The organism is Streptomyces sp. enrichment culture, from assembly GCF_964272855.1.
Taxonomy (GTDB): Bacteria; Actinomycetota; Actinomycetes; order Streptomycetales; family Streptomycetaceae; genus Streptomyces.
The window spans coordinates 5,542,713-5,569,310 of the sequence record NZ_OZ186847.1 but is presented as its reverse complement, the minus strand read 5'-3'; the positions used below and the strand labels follow the sequence as shown (position 1 = coordinate 5,569,310).

19 protein-coding genes, 1 tRNA gene and 1 pseudogene are annotated in these 26,598 nt (G+C 70.3%); 1 reads left to right on the top strand and 20 read right to left on the bottom strand.

What is annotated here, in order from left to right; genetic code table 11:
- Nucleotides 1–229 precede the first annotated feature (229 nt).
- The 15 genes and pseudogenes from ACSU6L_RS24520 to ACSU6L_RS24450 all read right to left on the bottom strand — a co-directional run bounded on the left by ACSU6L_RS24520 (nt 230) and on the right by ACSU6L_RS24450 (nt 20,581).
- Nucleotides 230–1,027 carry a TIGR03936 family radical SAM-associated protein gene (locus ACSU6L_RS24520; RefSeq protein WP_437060079.1) on the bottom strand — a complete coding sequence of 266 codons (798 nt, stop codon included), beginning with the start codon at nt 1,025–1,027 and terminating at the stop codon, nt 230–232.
- A gap of 47 nt (nt 1,028–1,074) precedes the next feature.
- A complete protein-coding gene (locus ACSU6L_RS24515; protein WP_437060077.1) occupies nt 1,075–2,076 on the bottom strand; it encodes a hypothetical protein in 1,002 nt (333 codons plus the stop codon).
- A gap of 73 nt (nt 2,077–2,149) precedes the next feature.
- Nucleotides 2,150–4,204 (bottom strand): restriction endonuclease, encoded by a 2,055-nt coding sequence (locus ACSU6L_RS24510; protein WP_437060075.1) that lies wholly within the window; start codon nt 4,202–4,204, stop codon nt 2,150–2,152.
- Between the two features lie 141 nt (nt 4,205–4,345).
- Nucleotides 4,346–4,813 (bottom strand): annotated as a pseudogene (locus ACSU6L_RS24505) (glycoside hydrolase family 15 protein); the annotation flags it as partial.
- Nucleotides 4,814–4,968: 155 nt separating this feature from the next.
- Nucleotides 4,969–6,924: a TIGR03960 family B12-binding radical SAM protein gene (locus ACSU6L_RS24500; protein ID WP_073938523.1), complete on the bottom strand. Its 1,956-nt coding sequence runs from the start codon at nt 6,922–6,924 to the stop codon at nt 4,969–4,971.
- 73 nt (nt 6,925–6,997) lie between these two features.
- The gene (locus ACSU6L_RS24495) at nt 6,998–8,506 is read right to left on the bottom strand and encodes a CHAD domain-containing protein (protein ID WP_437060073.1); all 1,509 of its coding nucleotides are present in this window, start codon (nt 8,504–8,506) and stop codon (nt 6,998–7,000) included.
- 118 nt (nt 8,507–8,624) lie between these two features.
- Nucleotides 8,625–9,824 (bottom strand): rod shape-determining protein RodA, encoded by a 1,200-nt coding sequence (gene rodA, locus ACSU6L_RS24490; RefSeq protein ID WP_073938521.1) that lies wholly within the window; start codon nt 9,822–9,824, stop codon nt 8,625–8,627.
- Nucleotides 9,821–12,085, bottom strand: a complete 2,265-nt coding sequence (mrdA, locus tag ACSU6L_RS24485) for a penicillin-binding protein 2 (protein ID WP_437060070.1) — start codon at nt 12,083–12,085, stop codon at nt 9,821–9,823. Before mrdA ends, rodA begins: the two co-directional genes overlap by 4 nt.
- A 229-nt stretch (nt 12,086–12,314) precedes the next feature.
- Nucleotides 12,315–12,983 (bottom strand): rod shape-determining protein MreD, encoded by a 669-nt coding sequence (mreD, locus tag ACSU6L_RS24480; RefSeq protein ID WP_437060068.1) that lies wholly within the window; start codon nt 12,981–12,983, stop codon nt 12,315–12,317.
- Nucleotides 12,984–12,998: 15 nt separating this feature from the next.
- Nucleotides 12,999–13,949 carry a rod shape-determining protein MreC gene (gene mreC, locus ACSU6L_RS24475; protein ID WP_437060066.1) on the bottom strand — a complete coding sequence of 317 codons (951 nt, stop codon included), beginning with the start codon at nt 13,947–13,949 and terminating at the stop codon, nt 12,999–13,001.
- A gap of 129 nt (nt 13,950–14,078) precedes the next feature.
- On the bottom strand, nt 14,079–15,098 hold the full coding sequence (locus ACSU6L_RS24470) for a rod shape-determining protein (RefSeq protein ID WP_028422119.1): 1,020 nt from the start codon (nt 15,096–15,098) through the stop codon (nt 14,079–14,081).
- A 280-nt stretch (nt 15,099–15,378) separates the two neighbouring features.
- On the bottom strand, nt 15,379–15,792 hold the full coding sequence (ndk, locus tag ACSU6L_RS24465) for a nucleoside-diphosphate kinase (protein ID WP_073938517.1): 414 nt from the start codon (nt 15,790–15,792) through the stop codon (nt 15,379–15,381).
- Nucleotides 15,793–15,857: 65 nt separating this feature from the next.
- Complete coding sequence (locus tag ACSU6L_RS24460) at nt 15,858–16,214, bottom strand: DUF4233 domain-containing protein (protein WP_437060064.1); 357 nt, start codon at nt 16,212–16,214, stop codon at nt 15,858–15,860.
- Nucleotides 16,215–16,220: 6 nt separating this feature from the next.
- Nucleotides 16,221–17,744, bottom strand: a complete 1,524-nt coding sequence (folC, locus tag ACSU6L_RS24455) for a bifunctional tetrahydrofolate synthase/dihydrofolate synthase (protein WP_437060062.1) — start codon at nt 17,742–17,744, stop codon at nt 16,221–16,223.
- Between the two features lie 212 nt (nt 17,745–17,956).
- Entirely contained in the window at nt 17,957–20,581 is a 2,625-nt protein-coding gene (locus ACSU6L_RS24450) for a valine--tRNA ligase (protein WP_437060060.1), read from the bottom strand.
- Nucleotides 20,582–20,717: 136 nt separating this feature from the next.
- Here ACSU6L_RS24450 and ACSU6L_RS24445 point away from each other — a divergent pair, with 136 nt between their 5' ends.
- Nucleotides 20,718–21,659, top strand: coding sequence for a hypothetical protein (locus ACSU6L_RS24445; protein WP_437060058.1), 942 nt, complete (start codon nt 20,718–20,720; stop codon nt 21,657–21,659).
- A gap of 75 nt (nt 21,660–21,734) precedes the next feature.
- On the opposite strand, the gene clpX is transcribed toward ACSU6L_RS24445, so the two are convergent.
- From clpX to ACSU6L_RS24420, 5 genes are all read right to left on the bottom strand, one after another.
- Nucleotides 21,735–23,021, bottom strand: a complete 1,287-nt coding sequence (gene clpX / locus ACSU6L_RS24440; protein ID WP_365517439.1) for an ATP-dependent Clp protease ATP-binding subunit ClpX — start codon at nt 23,019–23,021, stop codon at nt 21,735–21,737.
- Nucleotides 23,022–23,191: 170 nt separating this feature from the next.
- The gene (locus ACSU6L_RS24435; protein WP_437060056.1) at nt 23,192–23,872 is read right to left on the bottom strand and encodes an ATP-dependent Clp protease proteolytic subunit; all 681 of its coding nucleotides are present in this window, start codon (nt 23,870–23,872) and stop codon (nt 23,192–23,194) included.
- A gap of 97 nt (nt 23,873–23,969) precedes the next feature.
- Complete coding sequence (locus ACSU6L_RS24430; RefSeq protein WP_073938509.1) at nt 23,970–24,581, bottom strand: ATP-dependent Clp protease proteolytic subunit; 612 nt, start codon at nt 24,579–24,581, stop codon at nt 23,970–23,972.
- 261 nt (nt 24,582–24,842) lie between these two features.
- Nucleotides 24,843–26,237, bottom strand: a complete 1,395-nt coding sequence (tig, locus tag ACSU6L_RS24425) for a trigger factor (protein ID WP_437060054.1) — start codon at nt 26,235–26,237, stop codon at nt 24,843–24,845.
- Nucleotides 26,238–26,463: 226 nt separating this feature from the next.
- Nucleotides 26,464–26,540, bottom strand: a tRNA-Pro gene (locus tag ACSU6L_RS24420).
- Between the last annotated feature and the right edge of the window lie 58 nt (nt 26,541–26,598).

Genomic DNA, 26,598 nt, shown 5'->3' with positions numbered 1-26,598 from the left:
CAGGCTCCCGGGCGCCGCGCCTGGTCCGGCGGTATGCCGGTGACGTCCGCGGCTCGCGCGGTGCGCGACTGCCGCCGTCCGGGGCGCGGGCGCCGCACGGGAGCTCTCTGTGTCCTGTCTCGCCGGTTCCGTACGCCTCATGCGTACGGCCTGGCGAAAGTCTTCTGGTCGGTGCGCTGCCCGACCCAGGTGGCTCCCGAGTACGAGGGCGGCGCTACGACGTCCGTCCCTACGCGGGACCTTCCGGCGCCGGCGCCGTCGCGGCGGCAGCCGGAGCGGCCGTCGAGAGGGCCGCCGCTGCCTCGCGGTCGGGCGCGAGCGGGTCGGTCACCGTGCCGGTCTCTTCATCGAACAGCCCCTGCGCCAGCCTGGTCACCGCTGCGGGGACCGGCGGCGCCAGGTCGGCCACGGCGCGGAGACCGGACAGGACGTCGTCGGGTCGTACGGCAGGCGTCACGTGCCGAACAACCAGCCGCAGTATCGCACAGGGCTGGTCGGTCGGCCTATCGGCAGGCGAACTGTTGGTTTCCGCGCTGTCGAGGCTCCGCAGGCTCGCGACGGCCGGGCGGGCGTCGAACGTGCGCATCCCGTTCTTGGTGAGGCGCTGCACCTCGACCGTCCCGGCCGCGTTGAACGCCGCCACCGCGCGGGCCGCCTCGGCCGGCTCCACCCCGTCCAGCCGCAGCTCCCACACGGAGGCCGTCAGCCGGTCGGCGAGGCCGGAGGTGCGGGCCTCGACCGCGTCGACGATGTCGAGGCCGGTCGGCAGCGACTCGTCGAGCAGCTCCCGCAGCCGCTGGGGGTCACGCGGCTCGGTGAGCGCGATCTCCAGGTACTCCGCCTCACTGCCCGTGCCGGTGGGTGCGGCATTGGCGTACGACACCTTCGGGTGCGGGGTGAACCCCGCCGAGTACGCCATGGGTACTTCGGCGCGGCGCAGCGCACGCTCGAAAGCGCGCTGGAAGTCGCGGTGGCTGGTGAACCTCAGGCGGCCGCGCTTGGTGTAGCGCAGTCGGATGCGCTGCACCGCGGGTGCGGGCGGCGGGCCTTCGGGCTGTCGCTTGCCCAGTGTCTTCAGTCCTTCGTGAGAGCGGTCGTACTCCTACCAAGAGTACGTGTCCCACCGCCCTCAGGTTCCCGCCGGGCCACCGCCACGCGCTCGCGAGGCTCACCGAACAGCATCCTGCGGACGTCGTACCGGGCCTGCCGCACGCTCTCCCGGACGGACGTCAGTGCCTGCCGGGTGGCCCGTCCCACGGCGCGGGCGGCCTCGGCGGCGGGCCGCAGCACGGTGTCGCGGACCGCGTGTCCGATCGGTGTCAGCACAGCGCGGTACACCCAGCGCACCGGCTCCACGAAGATCCACCGGAAGAGGGTCCCGAGAAAGCGTCCCACGGCGCGCGAGACGTGCCCGGCGATCCGCCAGGCGTGTCCCAGCGCGGCCCGGACCTCGCGCCCGACGACCGCGAGCACCCGCCCCACGGGCACCAGCACCCACCGCCACACCGCGAGCGCCGGGAGCACGAACAGCACCCGGAAGGTCCAGTACACGGTCCAGGCGACGGCCCGCCCGACCGGCGCGAGCACCCACTGGTAGAGCCACATCGCGGGGACGACGAACAGATACCGCACGAGCCACAGGACCCCGTGCCCGACCGGAGTCAGCAGACGCACGTACACCCAGGTCAGGCCGGCCCGGACGCCGCGCGCCACCCAGGCGACGCCGTGCCCGATCGGGGTCAGCACATGCCGGTACAGCCACACCGCCGGCACCACGACCAGCCACTTCCCCAGCCAGCCGAGCGCCCGTCCCAGCGGCACCAGCACCCACCGCCACAGCGCCACGAACGGCCAGACGAACAGGGCCTTCGCCAGCCAGCCCAACGCCCGCCCGAGCGGCCGCAGCACGGTGTCCCTCAGGATCCGCCCGACGACGACCAGCGCGTCCCACACCATCCGCACGGGCAGGACGACGACCAGCGCGACGATCCGCACGGGCAGCCGGACGGCGACGGTGAGGCACCCCTCGGACCGTCGCTCCTCGACCTCGCCCGCCTGCGGCTTCTCCAGTTCCATACCGTTGAGGACACGGCGAGGGCCCCCACCGTTGCGGTGGCGGCCCTCGCGTCACCAAGGTGTTACGCGGCTGCTATTCGACCTCGATGCCGTACTCCTGAACGAGCTGTTGCAGGCCGCCCGGGTAGCCCTTGCCGCCGACCACGAAATCCCAGTCGCCGTTCGGCCTGCGCCGGAAGGACCCCAGTACCAGGGCGGTCTCGCCGCGGCGGCCGTCGGAGACCTCCAGTCGCCCCAGCTCGATCGTCCCGGAGTCGAGCAACCGGATGCGGGCGTCCGTGAATCCCGAGAGGTCGGCGTCCGGGTTGACCTCCGGGTCGACGGCGGCGACCAGGACGAGGCGGTCGGCGGCCTCCGGCAGCGCGTCGAACGCGACCCGGATGGCCGCCTTGTCCGGCGGTGCCGCGGAGACGGCCTGCACGGAACCGTCGGGGGTCCGGTTGTTGTTGAAGAAGACGAAGTGGTCCTCGCTGAGGACCCGGTTTCCGCGGCAGACCAGTGCGCACACGTCCAGCGCGACGCTGCCGGACCAGGACATGCCCAGCAGGCTGTGGTCGGCGGGCGGTACCGCCGGGGCGACGGCGGGCGGCTGCGCGGGGGCCGGGCGGTCTTCGCCGAGGCGGCCGCGCAGCCCGTGCCGGTGGAGCAGGTCGACGAGTTCACCGCCCGACACGAGCTCCAGCGGCTTCCCGTCGGCGAAGGCGTGCGAGCCCGGCCCGAAACCCGAGGTGGTCACGAGGACGCCCTTGTTGGCCCCGGCGTCCTGGACGGTTCCGTACAGGTCGCGTACCGCGGTGGGCGGGACGGTGTTCCGGTAGCGCTTCACCTGTACGACGATCTTGCCGCCGCGGATCGGGGCCGGATCCAGGGCGTCGACGTCCACACCGCCGTCGTTGGAACGCTGGGTCGTGACCGCCTGCATGCCCATGGCCCGGAAGAGGTCGGCGACCAACTCCTCGAACGCGATCGGGTCCATCGTGTACAGGTCGGGTTCCTCGTCACCGCCATGGGTGACCACGCGGTTCCCGACGTCCTCGGGTCGCCTGCTCGGGCGTACGGCGGCGAGCTGGTCGGGCCGGGACGCCAGCTGTCCCCGCAGCCCCTCGACCAGGCAGCTGATCGGGTCGACCTGCGCCAGGTGCAGGCCGGTGAAGCGCGATCTCGGCGCCATGACGGTCGCGAGGACGATGTGCGTCTGCCGCCCGGTCGCCGGGTCGTGGTCGTCGACGAAGCCGTTCAGCGTCACCGACTCCAGCGCGCCGTACTCGTCCGCGGCGAACAGCTCGTGCAGGGCGAGGAGCACGCACTGGGCCAGTACCTCGCGGTACAGGGCGCGCCGCTGGGTCGCGGGGCGGGCGGTCTCCTTGTCCTGGTCCTGCGAAGGCACGTACCGCACCGCCTTGGCCTCCGGGACGACGTCGTACGGGGGCAGCTCCCAGTCGAGGACCAGTTGCCGTCCGGCGGGGTCGTAGGCGGCGGTGAGCCGCCGGGGGAATTCCCCGGGCCACGCCGTGGAGGAGTAGAGGGCGGCGGAGAAGTACTCGACGACCGCGTCGGGCTCCCCTCGGCGGACCCCGGCGATCACCTCGGCCACGCCCGCGTTGTGCCCGCGCACCTCCGCCACGTGGTTTTGGACCCACTGCTCGTACTCCCGCTGGAAGGCCGCCAGCTGCCGGAGTCGCTGGGCTTCGGCGGCCTGCGCCGCGTGCCAGTCCCGCTCGAACCGCGCCCGCGCCTCGGCCTCGGCCTGCGCTCGCCGGCTCGCCGTCCATCCGCCCTGCGCCTGGTAGTGCGCCGGATCCGGCATGGGCACGGGCTGGGCCAGGGGCCCCGGCGAGAAAGGCTGGACCTCCTCGGTACGCAGCAGGGAGGCCGCCCGGAAAGCCGGTGCCCGGCATCCGGCGGCGAGCAGCCCCTGGAGGACCGCGACCCGGGCCTCCAGTTCGTCCGTGCGCCGCCGTGCCTCCGCCTGCCGGTAGTCCCGGTAGTCCTGCGCGGCACGGCGTTGACGGGCCCGTTCCTGCCGTTCCTGTTCCCTGCGCCTTCTGGCGTCCGCTTCCATCCGGCGTTGCTGCTGACGCTGCGCTTCGGCCCAGACTCCCACCAGGCCACCAGAGCGACGACTCATGCGCTGCGGGTCCCTCCCCAAGGACGTCGGCACCGCCGACCAAGCTCCGGCTGCCCCCACAACCGGCTGTGACGAGACGACTCTAGTCAGCTCGCACTGTCCCGGACATCCACTTGAGGTGCTTGTGTGGCTCGCGAACGACTACCGGCGCCGGTTCAGAGCCGCGTCCAGGGTGATGGCCGCGTCGATGAGGGCCAGGTGGGTGAAGGCCTGCGGGAAGTTCCCCAGTTGCCTGCCCGTCAAGGCGATCTCCTCGGAGTACAGGCCGAGGTGGTTGGCGTATCCGAGCATCTTCTCCAGCACCAGCCTGGCCTGGTCGATCCGCACGTCGCTGCTGTGGTGCTGGACGAAGGCCCCGCGCTCGTCGCTCCACCCCTTGGCCATGACCTGCTCGTAGACGGCGTCCCGCGTGCTCCTCCAGCGTGGGACCGGCCCCGGGCGGCCGGTGCCTTCCGCCAGTCGCAGCGCGCGGTCGAACGCGACCCAGGACATCACGCGGCCGTAGGTGAAGTTCTGACGGCCTCCGCGGGTCTCCCACAGGCCCTCACCGGCCTGGTCCCAGTGGTCCGCCAGCCAGTCGAGGACGGTGATCAGCCCGGTCCACCCCCGGTGTCCCAGGTGCATCCCGCGCTCGTGCGCGAAGAATCGGCTGCTGTCCTTGCGCCTGTACGCCGGATCGGCGGCCCGCGACGCCGTGAGCCCCCTCCCCCGCCAAGGGCGGGAGCAGGGGGCTCACGGCTACGGCCTCGGTGCGCGTGCAGGCCTCAGTGCGCGTGCCCGCTCGGCGCCGGCGCGGCGTTCTTGACCGTCAGCGGCAGCAGCTTCTTGCCCGTCGGGCCGATCTGGATGTGGGTGTCCATCGCGGGGCACACACCGCAGTCGAAGCACGGTGTCCAGCGGCAGTCCTCGACCTCGGTCTCGTCGAGGGCGTCCTGCCAGTCCTCCCAGAGCCAGTCCTTGTCGAGGCCGGAGTCGAGGTGGTCCCAGGGCAGGACCTCCTCGTAGGTGCGCTCGCGGGTGGTGTACCAGTCGACGTCGACGCCGTAGTCGGCGAGGGCCTTGTCGGCGCAACTCATCCAGCGGTCGTACGAGAAGTGCTCGCGCCAGCCGTCGAAGCGGCCGCCGTCCTCGTAGACCGCGCGGATGACCGCGCCGATGCGGCGGTCGCCGCGGGAGAGCAGGCCCTCGACGATGCCGGGCTTGCCGTCGTGGTAGCGGAAGCCGATCGAGCGGCCGTACTTCTTGTCGCCGCGGATCTTGTCGCGCAGCTTCTCCAGGCGCGCGTCCGTCTCCTCGGCGGAGAGCTGCGGGGCCCACTGGAACGGCGTGTGCGGCTTGGGCACGAAGCCGCCGATCGACACCGTGCAGCGGATGTCGTTGGAGCGGGAGACCTCGCGGCCCTTCGCGATGACCTTCGTCGCCATGTCGGCGATCTGCAGGACGTCGTCGTCGGTCTCGGTCGGCAGGCCGCACATGAAGTACAGCTTCACCTGGCGCCAGCCGTTGCCGTAGGCCGTGGCGACGGTCCTGATCAGGTCCTCTTCCGAGACCATCTTGTTGATGACCTTGCGCATGCGCTCGGAGCCGCCCTCGGGGGCGAAGGTCAGGCCGGACCGGCGGCCGTTCCTCGTCAGCTCGTTCGCCAGGTCCACGTTGAAGGCGTCCACGCGGGTCGACGGGAGGGACAGGCCGATCTTGTCCTCCTCGTAGCGGTCGGCGAGGCCCTTGGCGATGTCGCCGATCTCGCTGTGGTCCGCGGAGGACAGGGAGAGCAGGCCGACCTCCTCGAAGCCGGTCGCCTTCAGGCCCTTCTCCACCATGTCGCCGATGCCGGTGATGGACCGCTCGCGCACCGGGCGGGTGATCATGCCGGCCTGGCAGAAGCGGCAGCCGCGGGTGCAGCCGCGGAAGATCTCGACCGACATCCGCTCGTGGACGGTCTCGGCGAGCGGGACCAAGGGCTGCTTGGGGTAGGGCCACTCGTCGAGGTCCATGACGGTGTGCTTGGACACGCGCCACGGGACGCCGGAGCGGTTCGGTACGACGCGGCTGATCCGGCCGTCCGGCAGGTACTCCACGTCGTAGAAGCCGGGGACGTACACCGCGCCGGTCTTCGCCAGGCGCAGCAGCACCTCCTCGCGGCCGCCGGGGCGGCCCTCGGCCTTCCACTCGCGGATGATCTTCGTCATGTCCAGCACGGCCTGCTCGCCGTCGCCGATGACCGCCGCGTCGATGAAGTCGGCGATCGGCTCCGGGTTGAACGCCGCGTGCCCGCCGGCCAGCACGATCGGGTCGTCCAGGCCCCGGTCCCTGGACTCCAGCGGGATGCCGGCCAGGTCCAGCGCGGTGAGCAGGTTGGTGTAGCCCAGCTCGGTGGAGAAGCTGACGCCGAACACGTCGAAGGCCTTGACCGGGCGGTGGCTGTCGACGGTGAACTGCGGGACGCCGTGCTCCCGCATCAGCGCCTCCAGGTCCGGCCAGACGCTGTAGGTGCGCTCGGCGAGGACGCCGTCCTGCTCGTTCAGTACCTCGTAGAGGATCATGACGCCCTGGTTGGGCAGCCCGACCTCGTACGCGTCCGGGTACATGAGAGCCCAGCGCACATCGCACTCGTCCCACGCCTTGACCGTGGAGTTGAGCTCGCCGCCCACGTACTGGATCGGCTTCTGCACATGCGGGAGCAAAGCTTCGAGCTGCGGGAAGACCGACTCGACAGACATCGCGGGAATTACCTTCGTCAGCTGACAGGGGTGACCATCAAGCGTAACGCGGCCCGGGAGCTGCCCGGCACGCTCAGACGGCCGTCTCCCGCGCCATCACCGACCACGCCTGCGGAAGCGCCGCCTCCGCCAGTTCCGCCCGCCGTTCCTCCCTGCCGTACAGCAGCCCGTAGGTGAACGCGCTCTCCCCCGCCGCGTGCGCCTGGGCGGCGATCTCCCGCAGTGCCTCGCGGGCCATCACGCTGTCCTGGTGGTCGCCGAGCAGGCCCTGGAGGGACCTCATGGAGCGCACCACGTCGACCGCGTTCTCGTCGAGCGCGGGGCTCGCGGCCTCCGCCGCGTAGCGGGTGCGCTTGGCGGTCTTGCGGGCCTCGTGCAGGGCCAGGTCGCGGTCGTGCCCGGGCGGCAGGGCGAGGGCCCGCTCGACCTGCTCGGTCAACTTGCCGAAGTCCTTGCGTACGGCCTTGGCCAGCGCCTTCTCCGGCTTCCCGGCGGCCGCCCGCAGCAGCGGCGGGTCGGCGATGAGCGCGTCGAGCGCGTTCAGCAGATCCAGATAGCGGGTGCTGTCCAGTACGGCGATCAGCCTGCGGCGCGAGCCCCCGCCGCGTGCGTGCGACCAGGTGCGCAGCCGGGTGCGGACGGGGCCGGTGACCAGGGTGCGCGGCAGGTCGGCGAGGGCGGCGGTGATGCGCTCGGTGAGCACCTCCTGGTCGCGGTCGACGCCCAGCTCGGCGGCGAGCCATCTCAGCTCCTCGCCGACCGGCCCGGTTACGGCCGGGTCGAGGAGGCGGCGGTAGGAGCGGAAGGCGCTGCGCAGCCGTCGGGTGGCGACACGCAACGCGTGCACCGAGTCCGGCACGTCCCGGCGCACTGCGGGGTCGAGGGCGACGATCGCGTCCCGCTGCTCGCGCAGATAGGCGAGGAGGTGGTCGCCGGCGGTCACGGGTGCGGTGGCCGTCTGCCGTTTGCCGCGGCGCTTCTTCTTCGGCTCGGTCTCCGCCAGTGCCCGCGCCAGCTTGGACGCGGAGCCCGACGGCCGCACCCCCGCCTTGCGCAGCCGTTTCTCGACCTGGTCGAGGAAGGCCGGGTCCCGTCCGTCCGCCAGCTCCACCTCGATCTCGGTCCACTGGGCGCGGCCGCCGCCGTCGGTGAGCCGGTCGGCGCGTACGGCATCCACGCTGACCTCGGCGAGCAGCCGTCCGTCGGCGTCGACGAGGTCCCGGACGTCGCGGGCGGAGCGCAGCCGCACCACGGGCAGCAGTTCGGCGTCCCGCACCCGGGAGCGCACGAGTCCGGCGAGGGCGCGCGGCACGCTGTCGGAGAGCGGCGCCCGGATCTCGTCGCGCACTCCGGGGGCGACGGGGAACTTCAGATGCCAGCCGGCGTCGGCCCCGCCGGTGCGGCGGCGCAGGGTGATGGAGGCCGCGGCGAGGCGCTGGTCGGCGGTGTCGTAGTAGACGGCGTCGAGTTCGGCGACGCCCTTGTCGAGGACGGCCGCCACTCCGGCGACACCGGTCAGGTCGGGCAGGCCACTGTCGTCGGATGCGTACTTGCGCTCGATCTCGCGCTTCGTGTCCGCCATGCACCGAATCTAGTGCCAGTCACGCGGCGGCGGCAGAGCACGCGGCGGGCTGGAGGCGGGGCGGGGCCGCGGGTGATCACCGGGCACCCCCGGCCCGCGCCCCCGGCCCTCGCCCGGTTCACGCGGACAGCGGCCGTTGCACCCGGATCGACTGCAACAGGCCGACCGCCACCCACACCGCGAACATCGACGAGCCGCCGTACGACACGAACGGCAGCGGCAGACCGGTGACCGGCATGATGCCGAGCGTCATCCCGATGTTCTCGAACGCCTGGAAGGCGAACCAGGCCACGATTCCGGCGGCCACGATGGTGCCGTACAGGTCGGTGGTCTCGCGGGCGATGCGGCAGGCCCGCCACAGCACCACGCCGAGCAGCACGATGATGAGCCCGCCGCCGACGAAGCCGAGTTCCTCGCCCGCCACGGTGAACACGAAGTCGGTCTGCTGTTCCGGCACGAACTGGCCGGTGGTCTGCGAGCCCTGGAACAGTCCGGAGCCGGTGAGCCCGCCGGAGCCGATGGCGATGCGGGCCTGGTTGGTGTTGTAGCCGACGCCGGCCGGGTCCAGTTCGGGGTTGGCGAACGCGGCGAAGCGGTTGATCTGGTACTCGTCCAGGACGCCCAGCTGCCACACCGCGAGCGCGCCGGCCGTGCCCGCGCCGATCAGCCCGAAGATCCAGCGGTTGGAGGCGCCGGAGGCGAGCAGGACGCCCAGCACGATCACCACCATCACCATGACCGAGCCGAGGTCGGGCATGAGCAGCACGATCAGCATCGGCACGGCCGCCAGGCCCAGCGCCTGCAGGACCGTGCGGTGGTCCGGGTGCTGCTTGTCGCCCGCGTCCACCCGGGCCGCCAGCAGCATCGCCATGCCCAGGATGATGGTGACCTTCACGAACTCCGAGGGCTGGAGCGAGAAGCCGCCGCCGATCACGATCCAGGAGTGGGCGCCGTTGACGGTGGAGCCCAGCGGGGTGAGCACCATCAGGATCAGGAACACCGAGGCGCCGTAGAGGATCGGCACGGCGGTGCGCAGGGTGCGGTGGCCGAGCCAGACGGTGCCGACCATCAGGGCGAGCCCGATGCCGGTGTTCAGCAGATGCCGCAGGAGGAAGTAGTACGGGTCGCCCTGGTTGATCTCGGTGCGGTTGCGGGTCGCGGAGAACACCAGCACCGAGCCGATCAGCGACAGCGCGAGCGCGGCCAGCAGTATCGGCCAGTCGAGGCGGCGGGCCATCGAGTCGCGGGCGAACAGCCGCGTCCAGCCGGCGCGCTCGGGGCCGTACCCGGAGACCTGGAAGCTGTTGACGCCGGTCATCGCTGGGTCCTCCGGCTTCCCCGGCGACGGCGGCCTGGGCCGCGGCCCCGTCGGCGCGTCTCACGGTTGCCCGCCTCCGGTGAGGGCACGGTCGCCGCGGCCTGCTGCTGCTCCGCCGTGTCCTCGGGGGCCTTCTGGCTGTCCTGCTGCTCCTTCGCCACGTCCTTGGGGAGCTTGGGCGCGGTGATGGAACCGTCCGTCTGGATCTTCGGCAGGTCCTTCTGCGGGGTCGGCAGCAGGGCGTTCTTCTTGTTGATGGTGCCGTCGTCGGAGACGCCGTACAGCGCGTCGTAGATGTTGCGAACGGCGGGGCCGGAGGCGCCGGAGCCCGTACCACCCTGGGAGATCGTCATCACGATCGCGTAGTCGTCGGTGTAGGTGGCGAACCAGGAGGTGGTCTGCTTGCCGTAGACCTCGGCGGTGCCGGTCTTGGCGTGCATGGCGATCTCGTCCTGCGGCCAGCCGCCGAACCGCCAGGCCGCCGTACCGCGGGTGGCGACGCCGGCCAGGGCCTCGTCCATCTGGGCGAGGGTCTGCCGGCTCACCGGCAGCTTGCCGTGCGACTTCGGCTTGATCTCCGTGACCTCCTTGCCGTCGGCGCTGACGACGGCCTTGCCGACGGTCGGGGTGTAGAGCGTGCCGCCGTTGGAGATGGCTGCGTAGATGGTGGCCATCTGGATGGGGGTCACCAGGGTGTCGCCCTGGCCGATGGAGTAGTTGATCTCGTCACCGGCGCGCATCTTGTTGCCTTCGAGGCAGTTCTCGTAGGAGATCCGCTCGACGTAGTCGCCGTCCTTCTTGCCGGTCTTGCACCAGGCGTCCTTGTTGGCCTCCCAGTACCGCTGCTTCCACTCGCGGTCGGGGACGCGGCCGGTGACCTCGTTGGGCAGGTCGATTCCGGTCTCCTCGCCGAGGCCGAACTGGTGGGCGGCCTTGTAGAACCAGTCCTTCGGCTTGCCCTTGGGGTTGATGCCGCCGTCCTTCTTCCACTCGCTGTGCGCGAGCCGGTAGTAGACGGTGTCGCAGGAGACCTCCAGGGCGCGGCCGAGGCTGATCGGGCCGTGGTTCTGCGACTCGAAGTTCTTGAAGACCTGGCCGCCGACCGAGTACGCGCTGGAGCAGTCGTAGCGGCCGTCGAATGCGTAGCCCGCCTGGACCGCGGCGGCCGTGGAGACCACCTTGAAGATGGAGCCGGGCGCCGCCTGACCCTGTATGGCCCGGTTGAGCAGCGGGTAGTTGGAGGACTTCCCGGTGAGCTTCTTGTAGTCCTTGGCGGAGATGCCGCCGACCCAGGCGTTGGGGTCGTACGTCGGGTTGGAGGCCATGGCGACGATCCGGCCGGTCTTGGCCTCCATCACGACGACGGCGCCGGCGTCGGCCTTGTAGCGCTGCTGGGTGTTGCGGTCCCACTCCTTGCGGGCGGTCTTCATCGCCTCGTTCAGCTCGTACTCCGCGACGCGCTGGACGCGGGCGTCGATGCTGGTGACGAGGTTGGAGCCGGGCTCGGCGGCCTCGGACTCGGCCTGACCGATGACCCGGCCGAGGTTGTCCACCTCGTAGCGGGTGACGCCCGCCTTGCCGCGCAGCTGCTTGTCGTACTGCCGCTCGATGCCGGAGCGGCCGACCTGGTCGGAGCGCAGGAAGGGCGAGTCGGTGTCCTGGGCCTGCTGGATCTCCTCGTCGGTGACCGGGGAGAGATAGCCCAGCACCTGGGCGGTGTTGGCCTTGCCGGGGCTCGGGTAGCGGCGCACGGCCTGCGGCTCGGCGGTGATGCCGGGGAAGTCCTCGGCGCGCTCGCGGATCTGCAGCGCCTGGCGGGGGGTTGCCTCGTCGGTGATGGGGATCGGCTGGTACGGCGAGCCGTTCCAGCAGGGCTGGGGGGTCTCGGCGTCGCACAGCCGGACCTTCTCCTTGACCTCCTTGGGCGTCATCCCGAGCACGCCGGCGAGCTTGGTGAGGACGGCGTCACCGTCGTCCTTCATCTTCATCAGCTCGGTGCGGGAGGCGGAGACCACCAGCCGGGTCTCGTTGTCGGCGAGGGGCACGCCGCGGGCGTCCAGGATCGAGCCGCGGACGGCGGGCTGGACGACCTGCTGGACGTGGTTGCCGGAGGCCTCCTTGGCGTACTCCTCGCCCTCGCGGATCTGCAGGTACCACAGGCGGCCGCCGAGGGTGCCGAGGAGGGAGAGGACGAGGACCTGGATGACGATGAGCCGGATCTGGACGCGTGGTGTGCGTCCGGTCTCGGGGATGTTGGTCACTGCGGCTGCTCCCCCTCTCAGTGCGTGGGCGGCTGGGTGCTGACGGGTACGAGTGAGGAACGAAGGGCGCGTGCGCCGCGGTTCCTCACGAATTCACCCGTTCTGGTGAACTCACGGGCTGTGGTCGCCGCTTGGCCCTCGCGGGCGTTCACCGCGGGCTGACCCTCGCGGGCGTTCACCGCCGCTCGACCCTCGGGGACTGTCACAGCCGTTCGGCGTTCGAGGGTCTTCACAGCCGCTTGACCCCCTTGATGCGGCCGGCGCGCGCGGTGCGGGCCCGGGCGACCTTCACCTTGAGGCCGTTGCGCTGGCCCCCGATCCGCAGCCCGGTCCCGGAGAGCCAGCCGGCGGAGATGTCGGTGCCCTGGGCGGCGGAGTTGGTCTCGGTGAGCGGGTCGTTGTCGGCGCGCCGGGCGAGCGCCATGATGCCGGGCACCACGAACGGCGCGAGCAGCAGGTCGTAGACGGTGGCGGTGAACAGCAGCCCGCCGAGGCCGACATGGCGGGCGGCGGTGTCGCCGACGAGGGCGCCGACCCCGGCGTACAGCAGGGTCGTGCCGATCGCGGCGGCGCCGACCACGGCCATCGTGCCGGTGGCCGACTTCAGCCGGCCGTTCTCCGGCTTGACCAGACCGGCCAGGTAGCCGACGACGCACAGCACCAGCGCGTAGCGGCCGGCGGCGTGGTCGGCGGGCGGGGCGAGGTCGGCGAGCAGGCCCGCGCCGAAGCCGATGAGGGCGCCGCCGACATGGCCGTAGACCAGGGCGAGGCCGAGGACGGTGAGCAGCACCAGGTCGGGGACGGCGCCCGGCAGGTGCAGCCGGGCGAGGACGCTGACCTGGAGGACCAGGGCGACGACGACGAGTGTGACGGAGAGCAGGATCCGGTTGAAGCGCATGAAGGTCAGCTCCCCCTACTGGTCTTGCTGCTGGAACTCGCCGTCGCCCGGCGCCTGCGCCGACGGCGTGACCGTCACCGTCACGGTGGGCTTCGGGGTCGGCTCGGGCTTGTCGGGCAGGACCGTGTCGCGCGGGTCCTTCTCGGGCACCTGGACGACGACGCCGACGACGTCGAGCTTGGTGAAGCTGACGAACGGCGTGACGTACAGGGTGCGGGTCAGGCCTCCGCCGGAGGGGTCGACGCGGGAGACCACGCCGACGGGCACGCCGGGCACGAACGGCTTGTCGGCCTGCGAGCCGAAGGTGACCAGGCGGTCGCCCTTCTTGACCTGCGCCTTGCCGTTGAGGAGTTCCACGCGCAGCGGGCGGTCGCCCTGGCCGGACGCGAAGCCCAGCTCGTCGTTGCCCTCTATGCGCGTGCCGACGGTGAAGTCGGGGTCGCTGGCGAGCAGCACGGTGGCGGAGTTCGGGCCGACGGTGGTGACGCGGCCGACGAGCCCGTCGCCGTTGAGGACGGTCATGTCGCGCTTGATTCCGTCGTCGGCGCCGACGTCGATGGTGATGGTCCAGGAGAAGCCCTGTGCCGCGCCGATGGCGATGACCTGGGCGCCCTTGATGCCGTACTGGCCCTCGCCGGCGACCTTCAGCATCTTGTCGAGCTGCTGGAGCCGGCTGCGGTTGCGGTCGTCGCTGCCGAGCTTGGCCTTCAGGGCGGCGTTCTGCCGCTCCAGTTCGGCGATCCGGTCGTGCCGGTCACCGGAGTCGCGGACGGCGGCGACGGCGTTGCCGACCGGGTCGACCGCGGACGCCACCCCGTTCTCGATCGGGCCGAAGACCGTGGCCGCGGCGCGCCGCGCACCGTCGACCGGTGAGTCCTCCCCGCCGCGGATGTCCACCGTGATCAGCGCGAACGCGATGGCGACCAGCAGCACCAGGAGCAGCCGGCTCTCTCGTGTGTCCCTCACGTGCGGCGGCCGTGCCCTTCCTCATAGGAACCGGTGTGAACAGGAACTGGGGTGTGAGCTTGTGTTTCTATGCCAACGATCCGCCGCGCGAGAGGAGATCGCCTCGCACGGCGGAATCGTCACGGCGGGTCATCGGCGCGGCTGGGCGTCCAGCACCTGCTGCAGCGCCTCGAACTCCTCGACGCACTTGCCGGAGCCGAGCGCCACGCTGTCCAGCGGGTCCTCGGCGATGTGGATCGGCATGCCCGTCTCGCGCCGCAGCCGCTCGTCCAGACCGCGCAGCAGCGCGCCGCCGCCGGTCAGAACGATTCCGCGGTCCATGATGTCGCCCGACAGCTCCGGCGGGCATTTGTCGAGCGTGGTCTTCACGGCGTCGACGATCGCGTTGACGGGCTCCTCGATCGCCTTGCGCACCTCGGCGGCGGAGATGACGACGGTCTTGGGCAGCCCGGAGACGAGGTCCCGGCCTCGGATCTCGGTGTGCTCGTCGGTGTCCAGGTCGTACGCCGAGCCGATCGTGATCTTGATCTGTTCGGCCGTGCGCTCACCCAGCAGGAGCGAGTACTCCTTCTTGACGTGCTGGATGATCGCGTTGTCCAGCTCGTCGCCCGCGACGCGGATGGACTGGGCGGTGACGATGCCGCCGAGGGAGATGACCGCGACCTCCGTCGTGCCGCCGCCGATGTCCACCACCATGTTGCCCGTGGCCTCGTGGACCGGCAGGCCGGAGCCGATGGCGGCGGCCATGGGCTCCTCGATGATGTGCACCTGGCGGGCGCCGGCCTGGGACGACGCCTCGATGACGGCGCGGCGCTCGACGCCGGTGATCCCGGAGGGCACGCAGACGACGACGCGCGGCCGAGCCAGATACCGCCGCTTGTGGATCTTCAGGATGAAGTAGCGGAGCATGCGCTCGGTGATCTCGAAGTCGGCGATCACGCCGTCCTTCAGCGGGCGCACGGCGACGATGTTGCCCGGCGTCCGCCCGATCATCTTCTTCGCTTCGGCACCGACCGCGAGGATGCCACCGGTGTTGGTGTTGATCGCGACGACGGACGGCTCGTTGAGTACGATCCCGCGACCCCTGACGTACACCAGCGTGTTGGCGGTCCCGAGGTCGACAGCCATGTCACGGCCGATGAACGACATTGAGTTCCCCATCAGGATTCGTCTGGCCTTCCCACGGAGCTTTTGAGGGCTTGTCAGGTCGGCGTGGTGGGTGCTGTGACGTGAAGGCTTCCATCGTAGACGCGCCTTCCCGGACACTGCGCGAGGGTCTCCGCCATTGTCAGCAGATGGCGCACGGCCTCGCTTGTGGAGACGGTCCATCGGGGGCACTCGTTCCCCCGATCGCCACGGCATATGCCAAGCCACGGCCGAAAACGTACGGCCGCGGCTGTCCGGCGGAGTCCGTCGAGCTGACGTATCCTCAGGCGCGACCCGGGAAGAAGATCTTGACCTCGCGCTCGGCGGACTCCTCGGAGTCGGAGGCGTGGATCAGGTTCTCGCGGACGATGACACCGTAGTCACCGCGGATGGAGCCCGGCGCGGCGGCGATCGGGTCGGTCGGGCCGGCGAGCTGACGCAGACCCTCGATGACCCGCTCGCCCTCGACGATCAGCGCCACGACCGGACCGGAGGACATGAACTCGACCAGCGGCTCGTAGAACGGCTTGCCCTTGTGCTCGCCGTAGTGCTGCTCCAGGGTCTCCTGGTCGAGCGTACGCAGTTCCAGCGCGGTGATCTGCCAGCCGGCCTTCCGCTCGATACGGCTGATGATCTCGCCGGTCAGGCCACGACGGACGGCGTCGGGCTTGAGGAGGACGAGGGTGCGCTGGGTCACGACGGACTCCTTTGAATCAAGTTGTGCGGGGTGGGTCGAGGCTACAGGGCGACCCCGAGGCGCTGTTACGCAGCGTCAGCTTGAGAAGAAACCGCCTGCGCTGCAAATCGGGCCTTCGCCTCGTCCACCTTTCTCCCGAAATGCACCGACGCCCACCACAGCGCCGCGAACAGCACGCCCATGAAGAACATCGTCGGCACCACGAACCCGGACGCGATCAGCGCGAGCTGGAGCACCCACCCGAGGGCGACCCCGCCGGGCCGGGTGACCATCCCGCACAGCACCAGGCACAGGAACATCGCGATCCCGCTGACCGTCCACACCGCCGACATCGACAGGTCGGGGTCCTTCATCGCCACCAGCCCGGCGAAGCCGATGACGAAGAACTCGCCGATCAGCGTCGAAGCACACAGCGTACGCACGGAAAATCAGCCCTTCCCCAGCAGCAGCCGGGCCTCGCCGACGGTGATCACGGAACCGGTGACCAGCACGCCACCGCCCGCGAACTCGCCCTCCTCCTCGGCCAGCGTGATCGCCGCCTCCAGCGCGTCCGGCAGCCGCGGCTCCACCTGCACCCGCTCCTCGCCGAACACCTCGACCGCGATCGCGGCCAGCTCGTCGGCGTCCATCGCGCGATGGCTGGAGTTCTGGGTGACGACGATCTCCGCGAACACCGGCTCGAAGGCCTCCAGCAGCCCCCGCACGTTCTTGTCCCCGCTCGCGCCGACCACGCCGATCAGCCGGCTGAACTGGAACGCCTCCCCGACGGCCTCGGCCGTCACCCGCGCCCCGGCCGGGTTGTGCGCGGCGTCCAGCACCACGGTCGGCGACCGCCGGACGACCTCCAGCCGTCCCGGCGACGAGACCGCCGCGAACGCCTTGCGGACCGTGTCGACGTCCAGCGGCTCGGGGCGCTGCGAGCCGACCCCGAAGAACGCCTCCACCGCGGCGAGCGCCACGGCCGCGTTGTGCGCCTGGTGCGCGCCGTGCAGCGGCAGATACACCTCGGGGTACTCGCCGCCCAGGCCGCGCAGCGTCACCAACTGCCCGCCGACGGCCACCTGCCGGGCCACCACGCCGAACTCCAGGCCCTCGCGGGCCACCGTGGCGTTCACCTCGACGGCCTTCTTCAGCAGCACCTGCGCCGCGTCCACCGGCTGCTGGGCCAGGATCACGGTGGCGTCCTGCTTGACGATCCCGGCCTTCTCACCGGCGATCTCGGCGGGCGTCTCACCGAGCCGGTCGGTGTGGTCCAGGTCGATCGGCGTGACCACGGCGACATCCCCGTCGATCACGTTGGTGGCGTCCCAGGAGCCGCCCATGCCGACCTCGACGACGGCCACGTCGACGGGCGCGTCCGCGAACGCGGCGTAGGCCATGCCGGTCAGCACCTCGAAGAAGGACAGCCGGTACTCCTGCGAGCCGTCGACCATCTCGACGTACGGCTTGACGTCCTGGTACGTCTCGATGAACCGCTCCGCCGAGATCGGCGCGCCGTCCAGGCTGATCCGCTCGGTGATCGACTGGACGTGCGGCGAGGTGTACCGGCCCGTGCGCAGCTCGAAGGCGCCGAGCAGGGCCTCGATCATGCGGGCGGTGGACGTCTTGCCGTTCGTCCCCGTGATGTGGATCGAGGGGTACGACCGCTGCGGCTCGCCCAGCACGTCCATCAGCGCGGCGATCCGGCTGACGGACGGCTCCAGCTTGGTCTCGCCCCAGCGGGTCGCCAGCTCCGCCTCGACCTCGCGCAGCGCCTTGTCGACCTCCGGGTCCTCCGGCCGCGCGGGCACCTCGGCCTGCGGCTGTCCGCCCTGGGTACGCAGGGTGCGGCTGCCGGCCTCGATCACCGCGAGGTCGGGGTCGCGGGTCGTCTCCGCCTCGATGATCTCGTCGAAGGAGTCGAGGGGATCGTGGGGGTCTGGCTGGTCGGGGGTGCCGGGGATGTCGCTCACGGGGCCAGTCTACGGAGCGGCGACAGCTTGCGTGGCTGCGGGCAGTCGTGCCGCTGGGGCGATGGGGGTCCCCCCTGCTCGAGCGAAGTCGAGAGCTTGGGGGAGGGTGGGCGCAGCGGCACCTCGTCGCGCCGAGCTGCGCAACGCCCCTCGGAAAGCGAGAACCCCCGGCACCGAGACGGCACCGAGGGCCTTCACCCGCGTACGGACGCTCACGCCGGCGGCAGCTTCTCCAGTTGCGCGGCGATCCGCGCGATGTCCTCCTCCGCCTTGGCCAGGCGGGTGCGGATCTTCTCCACGACGTGGTCCGGCGCCTTGGCCAGGAACGCCTCGTTGCCGAGCTTGCCGGTGGCCTGCGCCTTCTCCTTCTCGGCGGCGGCGAGGTCCTTGGCGAGCCGCTTGCGCTCGGCGGCCACGTCGATCACACCGGACAGGTCCAGCGCGACCTCGACGCCCGCCACCGGCAGGGTCGCCGTCGCCGAGAAGCCGTCGCCCTCCGGCTGGAGACGCAGCAGCTGGCGGATGGCGGCCTCGTGCCGGGCGAGCGCGGTGCCGTCGAGGGCGAGGCGGGCCGGGACCCGCTGGCCGGGCTGGAGGCCCTGGTCGGCGCGGAAGCGGCGGACCTCGGTGATGACGGACTGCAGCGTCTCGATCTCCCGCTCGGCGTCCGCGTCCCGGAAGCCGCTGTCCACCGGCCACTCGGCGATGACGACCGACTCACCACCGGTGAGCGTGGTCCACAGGGTCTCCGTGACGAAGGGGACCACCGGGTGGAGCAGCCGCAGGGTGACGTCCAGGACCTCGCCCAGGACCCGCTTGCTGACCTCGGCCGCCTCGCCGCCCGCCTGGAAGGTGGTCTTGGACAGCTCGACGTACCAGTCGAAGACCTCGTCCCAGGCGAAGTGGAACAGCGCGTCGGACAGCTTCGCGAACTGGTAGTCCTCGTAGTAGGCGTCGACCTCGGCCACGACCGAGTTGAGCCGCGACAGGATCCAGCGGTCGGTGGAGGACATCTTCGACGCGTCCGGCAGCGGGCCCTCCACCGTCGCGCCGTTCATCAGCGCGAAGCGGGTGGCGTTCCAGATCTTGTTGGCGAAGTTGCGGGAGCCCTGGACCCAGTCCTCGCCGATCGGCACGTCGACGCCCGGGTTGGCGCCGCGCGCGAGGGTGAAGCGGAGCGCGTCGGAGCCGTACTTGTCCATCCAGTCAAGCGGGTTGACGACGTTCCCGAAGGACTTCGACATCTTCTTGCCGTTCTGGTCACGGACCATGCCGTGCAGCGCGATGGTGTGGAACGGCGGGGTGCCGTCCATCGCGTAGAGACCGAACATCATCATCCGGGCGACCCAGAAGAAGAGGATGTCGTAGCCGGTGACCAGGACGGAGTTCGGGTAGAACTTCGCGAGGCTCTCGGTCTGCTCGGGCCAGCCGAGCGTGGAGAACGGCCACAGGCCGGAGGAGAACCAGGTGTCGAGGACGTCGGAGTCCTGGTGCCAGCCCTCGCCGCTCGGCGGCTCCTCGTCGGCACCGACGCAGACGACCTCGCCGTCCGGGCCGTACCAGACGGGGATGCGGTGGCCCCACCACAGCTGGCGCGAGATGCACCAGTCGTGCAGGTTGTCCACCCAGTCGAAGTACCGCTTCTCCATCTCCTGCGGGTGGATCTTGACCTTGCCGTCGCGGACGGCGTCGCCGGCGGCCTTGGCCAGCGGACCGACCTTGACCCACCACTGCATGGACAGGCGCGGCTCGATCGTCGTCTTGCAGCGCGAGCAGTGGCCCACGGAGTGGACGTACGGCCGCTTCTCGGCGACGACCCGGCCCTCGGCGCGCAGCGCGGCGACGATGGCGGAGCGGGCCTCCAGGCGGTCCAGGCCCTGGAAGGGGCCGTGCGCGGTGATCACGGCGTGCTCGTCCATGACGGTGATGGCCGGCAGGTCGTGGCGCTGGCCGATCTCGAAGTCGTTCGGGTCGTGCGCCGGGGTCACCTTGACCGCGCCGGTGCCGAACTCCGGGTCGACGTGCGTGTCGGCGACGACCGGGATGGAGCGGTCGGTCAGCGGCAGCTTGATGAGCTTGCCGACGAGGTGCTTGTACCGCTCGTCGTCGGGGTGAACGGCGACGGCCGTGTCACCGAGCATGGTCTCGGCACGGGTGGTGGCGACGACGATGGTCTCGTCACCGTCGCCGTACTTCATGGAGACGAGCTCGCCGTCGTCGTCCTGGTACTCGACCTCGATGTCGGAGATCGCGGTGAGACAGCGGGGGCACCAGTTGATGATGCGCTCGGCGCGGTAGATCAGCTCGTCGTCGTAGAGCCGCTTGAAGATGGTCTGGACGGCCTGGGACAGGCCCTCGTCCATGGTGAAGCGCTCACGCGACCAGGCCACGCCGTCACCGAGGCGGCGCATCTGCCCGGAGATCTGCCCGCCGGACTCGGCCTTCCACTGCCAGACGCGCTCGACGAAGGCCTCGCGGCCGAGGTCGTGCCGGGACTTGCCCTCCTTGGCCAGCTCCCGCTCGACGACGTTCTGCGTGGCGATACCGGCGTGGTCCATGCCGGGCTGCCACAGCGTCTCGTAGCCCTGCATCCGCTTGCGGCGGGTCAGCGCGTCGATGAGCGTGTGCTCGAACGCGTGCCCGAGGTGCAGGCTGCCGGTGACGTTCGGGGGCGGGATGACGACGGTGAACGGCGGCTTGTCGCTCTTCGCGTCCGCCTCGAAGTAACCCCGCTCTACCCAGCGCTCGTACAGCTTCCCCTCTACCTCGGCCGGCGTGTACTGGGTCGGCAGTTCGGTGGTGGTCGCTGGCGGCTGCTGCTGAGTGTTCTCGGTCACGGGCTCAGTTTAGGGGTGTCACGGCGCGGTCCCGAAACCCGATTGCTTCGTAACAGTGCCCACCCCGATGCAGTGGGTTCCCGCCACCTGCGCCAGGATGTCAGGTACGCATAAGCATCTGGAGGGGAACCCAGTAATGAGCTACAACCAGCCGGGCCCGTACGGCGGGCAGCCCCAGCAGCCCGGACCGTACGGTCAGCCGGGCCCCTACGGCCAGCAGCCGCAGGCACCCCAGCCCGGCTACGGCTACCCCCAGCAGCAGCCCGGCCAGCCGCAGCCCGCCTACGGCTACCCGCAGCAGGCCCCCCAGGGCGTCCCGCCGCAGCAGCCCCCGTACGGCCAGCAGCCGCCCTACGGCCAGGCCCCCTACGGCGCCCCCCAGCCGCCGGCCCCGTCCGGAGGCAAGAAGAAGACGGGCCTCATCATCGGCGCGGTGGCGGTGGTCGCGGCGATCGCGGTGGGCGCGTACTTCGTGATCGGTGGGGGCGGGGGCGGCGCGGCCGCCGGGGACGACGGCCCGCACAAGCTCACCACCCCGGCCACGGTGCTCGGCGAGTACAAGAAGAGCGAGGGCGCCGACTCCGACGGCGCGATGACGGAAGAGGATCTGAAGGACGCCGAGAAGTGGGGCGTGACGAACCCCAAGGACGTCAACGCGTCGTACGAGGCGGGGGACGAGAGCAACCCGCTGGCGGGCAAGCTTCTGTCGTTCGGCGGCGTCTACGGCGAGATCGAGGACCCCGAGAAGGCGGTTGACGGGCTCTTCGCCCAGATGAAGAAGGACGCCGGGGACGAAGGCGTCACCTTCAAGGACGACCCGCAGCCGTACACCCCCGAGGGCTTCGACGGCACCGTCCTGAAGTGCCAGCAGGCCGTGATGAAGAACACCGACGCCACGGCGGGTTCGGGTGAGCCGTCCGAGATGAACATGACGTACTGCATCTGGGGCGACTACAGCACGATCGGATTCGTCCTGCCCATGGAGTTCGCCGACATCGCGGCCGGCAAGGAGACCGACCCGACGGAGGCGGCCGCACTCACGGCAAAGCTCCGCAAGGAAGTCCGCGTCAAGGCCTGACGCCGCCCGAGCGGCAGCAACGGCGAAGGGGCCCCGGTCGGTTGACCGGGGCCCCTTCCCGTGTGCTCGGAAGCGTCACGCCGTCTTCTGCTCCCCCGAACCCCTCCCCCGCGCATCCCGCGGGATCAGCGTCGGGTTGACGTTGGAGTGGACGACGTCCGCCGTGATGACGACGCGGGCCACGTCCTTGCGGGACGGGACCTCGTACATCACGGACATCAGGACTTCCTCCATGATGGCGCGCAGGCCGCGTGCGCCGGTCTGGCGGAGGATGGCCTGGTCGGCGATGGCCTCCAGGGCCTCGCGTTCGAAGTCGAGTTCCACGCCGTCGAGTTCGAAGAGGCGCTGGTACTGCTTCACGAGGGCGTTGCGCGGCTCGACGAGGATCTTGAGCAGCGCCTCGCGGTCCAGGTTGTGCACGCTCGTGATCACCGGCAGACGGCCGATGAACTCGGGGATCATGCCGAACTTGACCAGGTCCTCCGGCATGACGTCCTCGAACTGGTCCTTGGCCTCCAGCTCCCGCTTGGAGCGGATCGTCGCCCCGAAGCCGATGCCCTTCGCGCCGGCCCGTGACTCGATGATCTTCTCCAGGCCCGCGAAGGCACCGCCCACGATGAACAGCACGTTCGTCGTGTCGATCTGGATGAACTCCTGGTGCGGGTGCTTGCGGCCGCCCTGCGGCGGGACCGAGGCCGTGGTGCCCTCGAGGATCTTCAGCAGGGCCTGCTGGACGCCCTCGCCGGAGACATCGCGTGTGATCGACGGGTTTTCGCTCTTACGGGCTACCTTGTCGATCTCGTCGATGTAGATGATCCCGGTCTCGGCCTTCTTGACGTCGTAGTCCGCCGCCTGGATCAGCTTCAGCAGGATGTTCTCGACGTCCTCGCCGACGTAGCCCGCCTCGGTCAGCGCCGTCGCGTCCGCGATCGCGAACGGGACGTTCAGCATGCGGGCGAGGGTCTGGGCGAGCAGGGTCTTGCCCGAGCCGGTGGGCCCGAGCAGGAGGATGTTGGACTTCGCCAACTCGATCGCGTCGTCACGGCCGTTGCCGCCGCCGTTCTCGCCGGCCTGGACGCGCTTGTAGTGGTTGTACACCGCGACGGAGAGGGCCTTCTTCGCGGCCTCCTGGCCGACGACGTAGCCCTCGAGGAACTCGTAGATCTCGCGCGGCTTGGGGAGTTCCTCCCAGCGGACCTCGCTGGTCTCCGCGAGTTCTTCCTCGATGATCTCGTTGCAGAGATCGATGCACTCGTCGCAGATGTACACACCGGGGCCTGCGATGAGCTTCTTGACCTGCTTCTGGCTCTTGCCGCAGAACGAGCACTTGAGCAGATCGCCGCCGTCACCGATGCGTGCCACGGTGTGCTTCCCCTTCGCCTGGGAGACGCCTGGACGCGATGAGTCCAGCGGCTCCTGGTGCTGCCTTATGTCCGACGGTACCTTGCCGAGCCCCCCGTTCGGGCCCCCCTTGGCGCGGTTCACTTTGACGTGCACTGTGCCAAGGGGCGGCACATCCTACGGTGTCCGGGTCAGCGGACTGCGGCGTTGTTCATCTTGCGGGTCGAGATGATCTGGTCGATCAGGCCGTACTCCAGCGCGTCCTCGGCCGTGAGGATCTTGTCGCGCTCGATGTCCTCGCGGATCTTCTCGACCGGCTGGGTGGAGTGCTTGGCCAGCATCTCCTCCAGCTGCGAGCGCATCCGCAGGATCTCGTTGGCGGCGATCTCCAGGTCGGAGACCTGGCCGCGGCCGGTCTCGCTGTACGGCTGGTGGATCAGGACGCGCGCGTTCGGCAGCGCCATGCGCTTGCCCGGCGTGCCGGCGGCCAGCAGCACGGCCGCGGCGGAGGCCGCCTGGCCCATGCAGACCGTCTGGATGTCGGGCTTGACGAACTGCATCGTGTCGTAGATCGCCGTCAGCGCGGTGAAGGACCCGCCGGGGCTGTTGATGTAGACCGAGATGTCCCGGTCGGGGTCCATCGACTCCAGGCACAGCAGCTGCGCCATGACGTCGTTGGCGGAGGCGTCGTCGATCTGGACGCCGAGGAAGATCACGCGCTCCTCGAAGAGCTTCGCGTACGGGTCGTACTCCCGGATGCCCTGGGAGGTGCGCTCGACGAAGCGCGGGATGACGTAGCGGGACTCGGCCGCCGGGCCGGTGTACTCGGCGCGCACACGGTCGTAGAGGCCGCTGCCGGGGAAGTCGTTCACGGTGTCTCCTGAAAGGGGCTGGGGCGGTGGCTGGGGTGTGGCGGGGGCTCGTCGGGCCTCTGGGGCCGTCGGGGCCGTCGAAGGGCCGCTACGGCCCTCAGGAGCCCGCCCCGGTGCCGCCGCCGCCCGGCATGCCGGCGGCCGTGGCGATTACGTCGTCGATCAGGCCGTACTCCTTGGCCTCGTAGGCGTCGAACCAGCGGTCGCGGTCCGAGTCCCGGGTGATCTGCTCGACCGACTGGCCGGTGTGCTGCGAGGTGAGCTCGGCCATGCGCTTCTTGGTGTGCAGCAGCCGCTCGGCGTGGATCTTGATGTCCGAGGCCGAGCCGGCCAGGCCGGCGGAGGGCTGGTGGATCAGGATCTCCGCGTTCGGCAGGGCGAAGCGCTTGCCGGGGGTGCCCGCGCTGAGCAGGAACTGGCCCATGGAGGCCGCGAGGCCCATGGCGATCGTCACCACGTCGTTCTTGATGTACTGCATGGTGTCGTAGATCGCCATGCCGGCCGTGATCGAGCCGCCGGGGCTGTTGATGTACAGGAAGATGTCCTTGTCCGGGTCGGCGGCAAGGAGCAGCAGCTGCGCGGTGATCTTGTTGGCGATGTCGTCGTCCACCGGCTGGCCGAGGAAGATGATCCGCTCGCCGAGCAGCCGGTTGTAGACCTGGTCGCCGAGGCCACCACCGATGGAAGGCTCGCCGGCGGCGGAGGGCATCAGATTCGTCACGTATCCACCTGCTCGTCTTACGACGGCGCCGGGCCGTCTCACGTGTACTACGTATTCATGGACCCTAACGCCGTGCCCCTTCCGGGGAATCCCGGTAACGGGGGTGTTCGCCGGGGGCGTAGCGCCATATGGGTCGGCGGAGCCGCGCAACGCCCGGTCCGGCGCCCCCGAAGACGTCGACGGGCCCTGGGCGCGTGCGCGCCCAGGGCCCGTCCTACGTGATCAGAGGATCAGAGGTGCCCGTACGGCTCAGCCCTCGGACTTCTCCTCGGCGGCGGCCTCGGTGGTCTCGGCGGACTCGGTGCCGGCCTCGGCCTCGGTCTCGTCCTCGTCCTCGTCGGACAGGTCGACGACCTCGCCGTTGGTGTCCTTCACCGTGGCGGCCTCGACCACGACGGCCAGGGCCTTGCCGCGGGCGACCTCGCCGACGAGCAGCGGGACCTGGCCCTGCTCGACGACGGCCTGGGCGAACTGGTCGGGGGACATGCCGGAGGAGGCGGCACGCCGCATGAGGTGCTCGGTGAGCTCCTCCTGGTTGACGTTGAGCTTCTCCTGCTTGACCAGCTCGTCGAGGACGAACTGGGTCTTGATGCCCTTGACCGCGGCCTCGCGGGTCTCGGTCTCGAACTCCTCGGCGGTCTTGCCCTGGAGCTCCAGGTACTTGTCGAGGGTGAGGCCCATCTGGCCGAGCTGGTGGTGCTCGAGGTTGTGCTTGCGGGTGTTGATCTCGTCCTCGAGCAGCTTCTCGGGGACCGGGACCTCGACCAGCTCGAGCAGCTTCTCCAGGACGCGCTCCTGCGCCTGGGTGGCCTGGTCGAACTGCTTCATGTTCTCGAGGCGCTTGCGGCTGTCGGCCTTGAGCTCCTCCAGCGTGTCGAACTCGGAGGCGAGCTGCGCGAACTCGTCGTCCAGCTCGGGCAGTTCGCGCTTGGCGACCTGGGTGACCTTGACGGTGACCTCGGCCTCCTTGCCGGCCGCGGAGCCGCCCTTCAGCTCGGAGGTGAAGGTGGCCTCGCCACCGGCCTCCAGGCCCTTCACGGCGTCGTCGATGCCGTCGAGCAGCTCGCCGGAGCCGATGGTGTAGGAGACGCCGTTGGCGACGCCGTCCTCGAGGACCTTGCCCTCGACCTTGGCCTCCAGGTCGACGGTGACCACGTCGCCGTCCTCGGCGGCGCGCTCGACCGGGCTGGTGGAGACGAAGCGCTCACGCAGCTGCTCGACCGACTTCTCGATGTCCTCGTCGGTGACCTCGACGGCGTCGACCTCGACCTCGATGCCGGAGTAGTCCGGGATCTCGATGGCCGGGCGGACGTCGACCTCGGCGGTGAAGTTCAGCGTCTCGCCGTCCTTCAGCTCCGTGATGTCGACCTCGGGCTGGCCGAGGACGTTGAGCTCGGCCTCGTTGACCGCCTCCGTGTAGAACTTCGGAAGCGCGTCGTTGACGGCCTCCTCCAGCACGGCGCCACGGCCGAACCGCTGGTCGATGACCCGGGCGGGGATCTTGCCCTTGCGGAAGCCCTTCACCGTGACCTGCTGGTTGATCTTCTTGTACGCCGCGTCGAGGCTGTCCTTGAGCTCCTCGAAGGGCACCTCGACAGTGAGCCGAACCCGGGTCGGGTTCAGGTTCTCCACGGCGCTCTTCACGGTTCGGTCTCCTTGTGGCTGACTTCTCGGGTTCTGCCGGAGCCAGACTGGTCCGGCGGATTTCGCCGCCCGGAGGAGTTCGTAGGCCGTAAGGCCGGACACACGGGCGTGCAGCTTGCATAGTAACGGCAGCAGCTACACGGCCCAAAAGGCGATCACGCGTGGTGGCGGGAAGGATCACTCGACACGATCACCGGGGGCGCGTCGCACACGGCGATCGGGTGGCTGGTCGGGGTGGCGGGATTTGAACCCACGGCCTTCCGCTCCCAAAGCGGACGCGCTACCAAGCTGCGCCACACCCCGTCTGGTGCGACACGTAGGGTACATGCCCGCGGACAGCCCGTCCGCCGCATTGCGCGGG